At 65.1% G+C, this 9,584-nt stretch carries 8 protein-coding genes; all 8 read right to left on the bottom strand.

The window, feature by feature from the left end; genetic code table 11:
- Positions 1-153: 153 nt before the first annotated feature.
- The gene (locus IE269_RS41810; RefSeq protein ID WP_189828605.1) at positions 154-1,110 is read right to left on the bottom strand and encodes a major capsid protein; all 957 of its coding nucleotides are present in this window, start codon (positions 1,108-1,110) and stop codon (positions 154-156) included.
- A 91-nt stretch (positions 1,111-1,201) separates the two neighbouring features.
- Entirely contained in the window at positions 1,202-1,747 is a 546-nt protein-coding gene (locus IE269_RS41815) for a hypothetical protein (protein WP_189828606.1), read from the bottom strand.
- A 12-nt stretch (positions 1,748-1,759) separates the two neighbouring features.
- On the bottom strand, positions 1,760-2,740 hold the full coding sequence (locus IE269_RS41820; protein WP_229898617.1) for a VG15 protein: 981 nt from the start codon (positions 2,738-2,740) through the stop codon (positions 1,760-1,762).
- Complete coding sequence (locus IE269_RS41825; protein WP_189828607.1) at positions 2,737-4,155, bottom strand: phage portal protein; 1,419 nt, start codon at positions 4,153-4,155, stop codon at positions 2,737-2,739. Before IE269_RS41825 ends, IE269_RS41820 begins: the two co-directional genes overlap by 4 nt.
- Before the next feature lie 57 nt (positions 4,156-4,212).
- Positions 4,213-5,880, bottom strand: coding sequence for a terminase large subunit (locus IE269_RS41830; protein WP_229898616.1), 1,668 nt, complete (start codon positions 5,878-5,880; stop codon positions 4,213-4,215).
- Positions 5,881-5,890: 10 nt separating this feature from the next.
- Entirely contained in the window at positions 5,891-6,388 is a 498-nt protein-coding gene (locus IE269_RS41835; protein WP_189828609.1) for a phage terminase small subunit P27 family, read from the bottom strand.
- Positions 6,389-7,279: 891 nt separating this feature from the next.
- Positions 7,280-7,636, bottom strand: a complete 357-nt coding sequence (locus IE269_RS41840) for an HNH endonuclease (RefSeq protein WP_189828610.1) — start codon at positions 7,634-7,636, stop codon at positions 7,280-7,282.
- A gap of 687 nt (positions 7,637-8,323) precedes the next feature.
- On the bottom strand, positions 8,324-9,584 hold a 1,261-nt coding region (locus IE269_RS41845; RefSeq protein ID WP_189828611.1), incomplete at its 5' end, for a hypothetical protein.

Here is a 9,584-nt window from a genome sequence, read left to right on the forward strand (position 1 = left end):
CCAGACACCGCGTGACGGTCCGGGCAGCCCCGCCCGAATCAAGAACCGGGAAGCTCTCGATACGGTCCGGGGCTGCACACGAATCCGTGTGCGGAATCTGCGGGGCGGACGCTGCTGCACGCTTACGCGGCGGCAATTCCGTACCCCTTCCGGCTACTTGGCGAGGACGCCGTTAAGGCGTGCGGCAGCCTTACCGCCGAACACGGCGAGACCGCAGTAGAACTCAATGCGCGTCCGGTAAGCGGGCTTCGATTCGAGCTGCCCGAGGTCGTCCACCATCACCCCACCATTGGTGAGGCCGGTAACCGCCCGGTCGTCCTCGGACTGGCCGAAGCGCACCGCGTAAATGCTGGACGCGTCCGTTGCCGTGCCCTGCGTCTCCGTCTGCGGAACAATGTCCGCCCCCGCTGCATTCTGCCCGGGGTCAAGAATCGGGATTCCGTTGTAAGTCGCCACTACCTTGCCGGTAAGGGCTTCCTTGACCATGTCGAATCCGCCGATGCGGCGGGCAGCGCTGCGGACCTTCGCAATCACCTGCCGATTCGCGTACAGAGCACCAGTGGACGCAGTGAGCCCCGGAACCTGTGCAACGAGCTGGTCCAGGAGGTCAAAGAACTTGTGCGAGTCGTCGGGACCGGCACCAACGATCGGGGCCCCGTTCGTGCCCGCGCTGATCACCTGCGCACCAGTAAGCCGCTTGCGGAGACCATCAAAGGACTTGGCATCCGTAGCGACGTCACCGTTAAAGAACGTGTCCGCGAACTTGTACGACGCTGCCTTGATCTTCATGCGGGTCTGAATAGCCCGCTGGTCGTTCAGGTTGCCGCGCGTCTGGACAATGAACCGGTCGACGTCGGCGTCACCACCGAGGATCGTAAGAGTCTCGGACTTCTGATTCACCGTGCCCGTGGACTCGGTGTACGCCTCATTGACGCCACGGAACGCCACACCGGGCAAAGTGGCTTCCTCGTTGTAGGCGTACGCGTTGCCCTCAATGGACAGCAGCGGGATACGGTCCAGGATGCTGGATTCCTGAACGAACGTCTCAATGACGCCGCGCTGAAGATCCACGGTCGAAAGCTTGGCAGCCTCGGGAAGAGTCAGTGCCATTTGAAATCCCCCTGATTTGGGCATGAAAAAAGGGACGGCACCGAGCTGGTGCGTCCCCGGAATGGGTTGCAGGAACGTTCCTGCGGAAGGGCTACGCGTCGTACGCGCGCCGCAGACGGTCAAGCGGTGAAGCGGGCTCGGGCTCGTCGCTCGCGCTGCGCTGCCCCGCCCCCACGTCGCCCCACGGGGCCGCACCAGCCGACTCGGCAGCCAAGTACGGCTTTGCCTTCAACAGCGCGTCCAGCGCCCCCGTGATCGCTGCGGGGTCGACGTCCCCGCCGGCGCCCACCAGTCCGGCAGAGTCGACCAGGGCGAGAGCGTCCGACGGGTCACGGAGACGACCAGCGGCAGCCGCTCGAATCTCCGCGCGGACGAGCTGCCCCGTGAACTCGGCGCGAATCTCGTCCCGCAGCGCGTCAAGGTCCGTGCCCTTCTGTGCAGCGTTCGACCGGCGGAGCCGAGCGGCCTCCGCTTCGGCGGTCTCGGCGCGCTTCACAGCGGCGGCAAGCTCGGTGCCCTGGTCGCCGGTCGGCTCGTCCGCCGGCTTGCCCTGGTCGCCCTCGGGTGCCTTGCGCTCGTCCTCGGGCGGGTTGCCCTCGCCGGTCGGCTCGTCCGGGCTCGGGGTGTTCTCAGACATGGGTCCGTCCCTTCACACGATGTATCCGTGTTTCTTCAACATGGCTAGTTGGTGCTCGCGGGAGTCGCCCGCAAGTTTGAAAATGGTTTCGGGCATTAGCCGGGCTTCCTTGGCGCGCATGTACTTGCGGCCCGGGATTTTCTCGAACTCGGCTTTCATGGCCTTAGCGCCGATACCTCTTTTGGTGGTGCCCTCGGTCGTGACTTGCAACGGTCCCCGACCGGTGACGGCCGTTGACATTCCCCGGCGTGCATTGACGACTTGCCCAAGATCGGCCCCCGCATCGAGTGCCTTGACCGCAGCGGCCCCGAAGCGCTTCAACTTTTCTTCCGGGCTCATCTGCGCAACGAGCCGTTCCGGGCTGTCGCTCGCTCTCCATTCGGCATCCGACATGGGTTCCATGCCGCAATCACAACGGGGGTGCCGTTGGAATCCGGTGCTGTAGCTGTACTGCCGACCGGCCAAGATGATGCACCGGGCACACGCGGGAAGTTTGACCACGCGGACGTACGAGACACCCCGCGGATGGGCTGCCATGGCCACCGACGTTGCCGTACGCGCTGTATCGGCGATTTGGGTGCTCGTCATGGTGGCCATTTGAGTAAGCCCCCGCAGCGCGGCGACTTCCGGCGATTCCCCAACGGCCAGTGCCCGAGCGGTCGTTACGGCCGGAAGCTGTAGCAGCGTGGCAAGGGGGCGCGCATCGGAAGCAAGACCGGCAAGAGCTTCGGGCACCAGCCGACCGAGCGGGGCAGCCGGCGCACCCTGTGCCATAAGGCAGCCCGCAACGAACGCTTCGGCCCCTTGGGCGACAGTCAGTTGCCCGGCAGTCACAGCGGAGAGAATCGCCCGCCCCGCTTCCCCCTGCAACGCGGAGAGAATGCGGTCCGGTGGAATCTCGCCCCAAATCGCTTGCAGGGCAGTGATTACCGAACGGTTCACGGACCGGACCAGCGCGTGACGCTCGGAAGCGAGTTCCGCGCTACTGCTCATGCCGCTTCCGGCAGCTCGTCGGTCTCGTCCTGGTCATCGCTCTTGGGGGCGAACAACCCGGCGGGGTCACCCCCGAGAATCGCGCTCGCCTGGTCGTCGCGCATGGACTTCCACCGGGCTATCTCGTCCGGTGTCACACCCGGAATCCGCTCCCAAAGGGCTTCGTCCGGCACGCCGATTGCCTTGAGCTTCACCAGCGCATCCGAATACTGCGAGTCGCTGCGGAACTGAGGGTCACGCCAGATGACGCTACCGAGGGCGAGGGATTCAGCACGTCCGCTCTCGCCGGCTGCCAGTGCCTCTAGCCGCATGATCTCGCGGAGAGCGGCACCGAAGTGGCGCTGTTTCTCCGTGACCTTTGCGACCAACCCGGCCTCCGACGCGGCAAGCGCGTCCGCTGAAACGTTGACCATCTGCCCGATTAGGTACGTGGGCGGGGTGCGGGTCTGCGCTGCGATGTGCTGCACCGCAACTTCAATCACCCGAAGATAGTTGGAGAGATCAGCGCCGGAAAACTCGGCAATGCTCGCCCCTTCCTTTTCCAGCCACAGCAAGCGATCCGAACGAAAACGGTCTAGTGGCTCGTCTTCCTCGCCCACCACTTCGCCGCTCTCGGGGTCCACGATTTCCCGAACGGGCCGGTCCATGCCGAGCACCGCCCGAGCCGGAAGCGCAAGACCGTCCGAAGCGGTCAACAGGTGCGCCCACAGCGTGTTCACGGCGTCCTGTAGCGGGACGACCGTAGCGAGTTCGGACCGTGGCTTTCCGTGCAGCCGCGAACGGTTCGGCAGCTCCACCAACGGAACGGCACCGAGCGGATTCGGGATGTGGGAGGGCTCTCCGCGGGAAAGCCCCGCAGTGCGTCCGGTCCACTGTCCGCCCGCGCGGGTCGGTCGCTGCCACCGGTAGACCACATCCGGCGTGAAAAGCGTCGCGAACTCGGTTCCGTGGTCTCGCCATACCTTGAGACCAGCCGCACGGACACGACGACGACCAGGCACGTACTCCACCACAGCGTGTGAGGCGTGCTCGAAAGTGATTTCCGTGTCTGTCCCGTTCGGCTTCCACACCAGCGCGTAAGACCGCCCGGTGATCAGAGCCTCTAGCAGGGCTAGGCCGATCTCCACATCGCATTCGGAGCGCCGCCACGCCCTACCGGCAGCCTGATCAAGGGTGCCGTCCTCCAGCCGGAAGCCCAACGGCATAAGCCGTTCAACCGTGGCATCCGGCACAACGGCACACCAGTTATCGGCGAAGTCCTCAAACAGTCCGCCGGTCTGTGTGTCGAACTCGGGCGACGCGAAAAGCAAGGGCCTTTCTCCCTCGTACGCCTTAGACCACTTCCGGGCTTCGGTCCTGCGGCGCTGAATCTTGCCGTACAGCCGGACCGTCATCTGTAGCGGTGTCTCCACCATGCATCCCCCATCCGGGCATCAAAAAGCCCCGGTCGACAGAAACCCGACGGGGCGGCTTTAAGCACTCGCAGCGCGAGGACGTTTCAACGGGCGGCGCACGTAACCGTCAAGGGCCATGACCGCAGCGGCAATCCCGTCAATACGGGACGACGACTTTCCACGGTCCGGTTTGACGGGTCGCATGTTGTCGTTGCCGTCCCGGTACACCTCCACCACGGACGCATTCCACCGGAGAACGGGGTTACCGCCGTGGCGTATCTGCCCCTCACGCAAGAGCCGTTCAAGTTCCTTGCACCCGGGCGACATTCCCAAGTACGTCTGCGCGACCGGCACCACGTCGATCCCGCGCGTTTTCGACTCGATGCGCTGTACGAGCTGCCCCGCGAACATCCGGTCATAGCTGATTCGCTGGACGTCCAGCCGGCGACAGTCCGCAACGATCTGCTTTTCAATCGCGTCATAGTCGATCGCGTCGCCCTCGGTGAGGGTCAACAAACCCGCATCTACCCACTCGCGCAACGGGACTTGTAGCTGTTGCTCTAGCTCGTCTACGCGTTCTTCGGGCAGCCAAAACCGGGCAACTAGCTCCAGCTCCACACCGGGCACGCGGGACTCAACAGCGAGGACCCACGCGGAAAGGTCCGCGACCGCCGAAAGGTCAACCCCACCCCATGCACGCCTGTACCGGAACGCCTTGTCATTGACCACCCCCGCGTTCTCATCCCACAGCGAGAGCGGAAGCCACCGCGACGCAGCACGCATACGCCTGTTGAGTGACAAGCGGCAAAAGGTCGGGAAGTAGGAAGGCGTCGACCGGGCCTTGTTGGCTTCGCGTCGCATGTAAGCGAGCGAGGGCGACGCACCGAGCCCGGGATTAGCCTTGTACCACGTGCGCTCGTCAAAGGGATCGTCCGACTCTTCGGCAGCCCAGATGACGCCGTAGTGACCGGGGTCGGTGACCACGGAATCAGCGCACCGCCGGGTGTACGTGTGTTTCTCGTCGTAGATGCTGCCCTCGGTGCCCTCATCTGCCGTGGTAATGAATATGACCAACGGCTGATCACGGGCACCCGTGCCGGTCTCGATAGCGTCGATAAGGTCACGACGCTTGTGAACGTGGACCTCATCCACGATCGCACCGCTCACGTTCAAGCCGTGCGCGGTTTCAGCGATTTTCGACAAGGCGCGAAAGAGCCCGCCGGTACGCGGCACCCTGATAAGACCCCGTAGAACCTCTACGCGGCCCCGTACAGCCCGCGAAGTGAGCGCCATGCGCTTAGCGTCGTCAAAGACCCGTTCGGCCTGTGGAAGGCTTCCTGCGGCTGCATAGACTTCCGCGCCGATCTCTCGGTCTGCCAGTAGCAGAACGAGACCGATACCGGACGAGAGCGTTGACTTACCGTTCTTGCGGGGGACTTCAATCCACGCCGACCGGATCACCCGGACAGCGCGCCCTAGTTCGGCGTCATGGGCGAGCCATCCGAAGATGGGGGCAATCACCCACACGACTTGCCAAGGGTCCAGCTTGAGACGGGAGTTACCCCACCGTCCTTTTGTGTGCTGGAAACTTTGGATCGCGTCGACAGCTCGGCGAGCGGCTGCCACATCGAAATACGCGCCCGGAGCGTTCGCCGCTTGTGCAGCAACCACCAGGGGACGCGACTCCAGCGCTGCCGCTATCTCGTCCTCGGACAAGCCGAGCTGCCGCAGCGCGTCCAACGGCACGGGTGGAGCGTCAGTCAAAGATTCCGTCATCCTCGCCCCCGCTGTTGTCCGGCGGTGTCAGCCGGCCACGCGCGGACGGGGACAAGCCAAGTTCACCGATGTACCGGGCAAGCTGATTGCGGTACTGCCCGACAACCGTGGTCGCGCCGTTCTTCTGCCACCCGCGCTCGCCCTGCATCAAAATGCCGTTCGCCGAAATCTCCCGCTCGCACTGGTCGATACGGGCGACGCACACGCAGTAGTCCGTGAGGGTCGTCGTGTCGACCGTGCCCACACCGGCCGTGAACTCCAGGACCGGGACAACGCGTTGCCACTCGCGGGACGCGACTTCGCGGCACCGGGCATTCACCGCGCGCTGTCCGTCGCCAACGTCCGTGAACGTGACGGACCAGTCCGGTTCGACCAGTTCGGCCGGCGGCACCCGCACCCCCTCGGACACCGGACGCTTACCGGGGTTGCCCTCGCGGATCACCTGCAACGGTGGCTTCCGCCGTGTCGGATCGGCCATTCCTCACCCCTTCCGGGTCGTCTGGTGGGCTCTGTGGACAGCGCGGAGCCCCCGCGCAAACGCCTCCACCTGCGGCGCGAGTCTTTTGCCTCCCTGCCGTGCTTCTAGGGCGTGAGAGGGGGGTCCCTGCCTGGGGGCGGGGTCACTGCCGACGGGGCTGGACCCTCTCGGCAGCCCATCCGCCGGGCTGGTGCTTCGCGGTCTCGCGGTTGTGGCACGGCGTGCACAACGGACGCAGATGCTCGAACGCATCCGGATTCACCACACGCCGCGCGAGCAACTGCCGTCGGCTCAAAGGGAAGTGGTCGGCAACCGTCGCAGTGCGAGAGCAGAGCACGCACCACGGATGCGTGTACAGGTACCGCTTACGGATCAGCGGCCACCGCCGGCCGTACGCGCTCGTCCCCGGTGTCACCCGCTGTGCGTTCGCTTCCTTCTCATGTGTCGGGCAGCGTCCGCCCGTGGTCAGCTCGGGGCAGCCGGGGACAGAGCAAGGGGGGCGGGGCTTACGCGGCAGGGGGCACCTCCTTAGCGGGGTGGGGTTGCCGTAACGCTGCACTGGTCGACATGCGTTACCAGCGTCCGTAACGCTGTCAACGTCGACATGCGTTACATCGCGGGGTGTGGGGAGTCGAACCCCTGTTGCGGCTGGTTTCGTGACGGGTGACTAGCCCGCCCTACTCGCCTCCGCGTGCACCATGCACCCCTACGCACCGGGGACGACCGGTCAAAGTCGACCCGATGCGGTTCTAAGCCGGAGTGTCAGGCACCCCGAAGTCAGTAGCCGTGCTCGTCGCCCACACCGGCCCGTCCGCACCCCTCCGCCGACGAAGCACCACCGTCGGCGTGTCCAGCTCGGCAAGCTCATCCGCCGTGTGCTCGTGCGTCTCGTCAAACTCGCTGTACTGCATCGCTGCCCCCGAAATCCGTAGCGGTCTTGAGTACGTGGCACGGCCGGCAGAGCACTTGAACGTTGCTCGCCACGTCCTCGCCACCGAGGGCGAGCGGCTTCACGTGGTCGACGTCGACGGCATCCGCCGGGAAGTCGTCCAAGCACCAGTCACACCACGCGTGCCCCCGTGCCTGTAGCCGCTTCCGCAGCGCCGCAGCACCCGCATACCGCTGTGCCGAGCGCTTGCGCTGCCGGTGACGGGAGCGAACCGCGGAACGCTGTCCGTACGCCTGGTGGTGCTTGTGGCAGCGTCCTCGGTGGGTTGCAAGCTCGGTGCAGTCGGAACAGCGCGTCATGTCGGCCCCCGTTGTCGTCGTCCTGGTGCTCGTCCTCGCCGGCGAGACCGGACCGGACACGGTGGGGACTGCCAGACCGTTTCCCCCTGCCCGTGAGACAGGCTCAAAGGATGGGTCGGACAGTCAGGCAGTCCCCGCGCTCCGCACGGCCGTAGTCGGCGTGCAGAGCAGCAAGCGGAAGACAGGCACTCGGTCCGCCGAATTCCCCCGTTGGGTGGGTGCGCGGTAACCGTCTTCCGGGTACTAGGGAGAGCGAAGGTTTCCCGCACCCTCGGGGCGGACCGTTTCGCTGTTCCGGGTACTAGGGAGAGCGAAGGTTTCCCGGGCGAGGGGGGAGGCATCCGGCGTGGTGACGGGATGACGTTCAAGGTGCCGTGCTGGGTTTCTTTCTATTTTTTATACGTGATCTGAAAAATAGGTTCTAACCGTCACTCCGTCACCCTCCCTCGCTGTCCGGGGCAGCCCGGGGCACCGTGGGCGGACAGGGGGAAGCCCCGGCGGTCCGAGGACTACCGGGGCTGGTCGGCACGGTCGTACTGCATTCCAGGACGAACCTGTAAGGCACCGTGCCTCTCCCGCACACCCATGTTGGTGCGGGGTCCTACAAGCCTATAGGCGGTACGTGGGGCACCAGAGAGCCCCGGCAGTCACACGGACCACACGGGGCTCTCAGAACGGCTGTGAGCGCTACGCAGCTAGTACGGGCTCGGAGAGGCGGACGGACGTACCGCCCACGTTCGGGCCGTCGGGGCGCTTCTGGTCGTCTTCCTGCGCGCCTGCCGCCTCTGCGCCTGGGTCATGGGCGATTTCAGCAGTGATCACGACCCGTTCGCGTCCACTCGCTACCGAGTTGACGACCACGCGCACGCCGTGAGCTTCGAGCATTTCGCGTCGTTCGGCGTCGTCCGTAGCCGCGTGCCACTCGTCCGCCACGGTCTTGCCGGTCGGGACACTTACCCACCCGGCGGGACGGTCCGGTTGCTCCCTAAGCTCGCTGATTTCGCGGCCGAGTTCGGCGAACCGGGTCCGGAACCACTCTGCATCCTCCGGAGCGTCGTACACCCCCGCGTTACGGTCCTCGCGGAGTCGGGTCCGTGTGGACTCCAGCTCGGCTATCTGGGACGCGAAGCCCGTACCGGGGTCGTATACGGACTTCATGAGCTGCCCCGAGCCGTACCGGTCAAGGAACCACGCGGCTACGGCTTCGTTGAGCTGAAACTGAGCGATCACCACACCGGGCACATGCTCGCTGTCCTTGACTCCCCGAGGGCGACCGCAGAACCAGGATTCCGGAATACCGCGCTGCCTCGCCGTGCAGTGGTAGGCGGGGTAACGGACTCCCTGAATGCGGACGCTTGCCGAACGGTAGAGCTTGTCATTGCAGTTGCCGCAGTACGCAATATCGGCAATGAGGTTCGCACCCTTGGGTGTCCGCGAGTTCGGCCGAATACCCTTGGGGGCAAGTTTCACCTTGAGTGCTTCGTGCGTCGCACGGTCCCAGAGTCCCGGAGCGATCTTGTACGGCTTTCCGTCCTTGTCCAGGACGGGCCGCCCCTTGTTCATGAGGTAGCCCAACGCCGCTTCACTCAGCAGCATGTCTTTGATCCCCTTACCGCTCCACTTCGTTCCGACAGGCTTACGCCCGTACTGCACGCGGAGCCAGTCACGGGGGGACAGTTCCCGGGCACGGTTAAGGCGGGCTGCCTCGCTGTACGGCGTGGTCTTGCCGGTCTGGTCGAGCAGAATGCGCGTCGCGATATTGCGCATGACGTCTGCCGAGTGCTTCTCATTCTCCGAGTGCGTCACCTTCGCCGTGGGCGACGGACGAACGTGCTTGAACCCGTACGCGGGACGGTTGGTGACCTGTCCAGCGTCGCGCGCCCGCTTGTACTCCTGTCGGACCCGCTCACGCGTAGAGCGGTGCTCCATCTGCGCGCCCATGGCCTTA

Origin of the sequence: Streptomyces spiroverticillatus (genome assembly GCA_014650415.1) — a bacterium.
In the GTDB taxonomy this organism is placed as follows: Bacteria; Actinomycetota; Actinomycetes; order Streptomycetales; family Streptomycetaceae; genus Streptomyces; species Streptomyces spiroverticillatus.

Coding starts and splice junctions, on each gene's coding strand:
- IE269_RS41810 (WP_189828605.1), bottom strand. CDS start 1,110: ATGGCACTGACTCTTCCCGAGGCTGCCAAGCTTTCGACCGTGGATCTT.
- IE269_RS41815 (WP_189828606.1), bottom strand. CDS start 1,747: ATGTCTGAGAACACCCCGAGCCCGGACGAGCCGACCGGCGAGGGCAAC.
- IE269_RS41820 (WP_229898617.1), bottom strand. CDS start 2,740: ATGAGCAGTAGCGCGGAACTCGCTTCCGAGCGTCACGCGCTGGTCCGG.
- IE269_RS41825 (WP_189828607.1), bottom strand. CDS start 4,155: ATGGTGGAGACACCGCTACAGATGACGGTCCGGCTGTACGGCAAGATT.
- IE269_RS41835 (WP_189828609.1), bottom strand. CDS start 6,388: ATGGCCGATCCGACACGGCGGAAGCCACCGTTGCAGGTGATCCGCGAG.
- IE269_RS41840 (WP_189828610.1), bottom strand. CDS start 7,636: ATGACGCGCTGTTCCGACTGCACCGAGCTTGCAACCCACCGAGGACGC.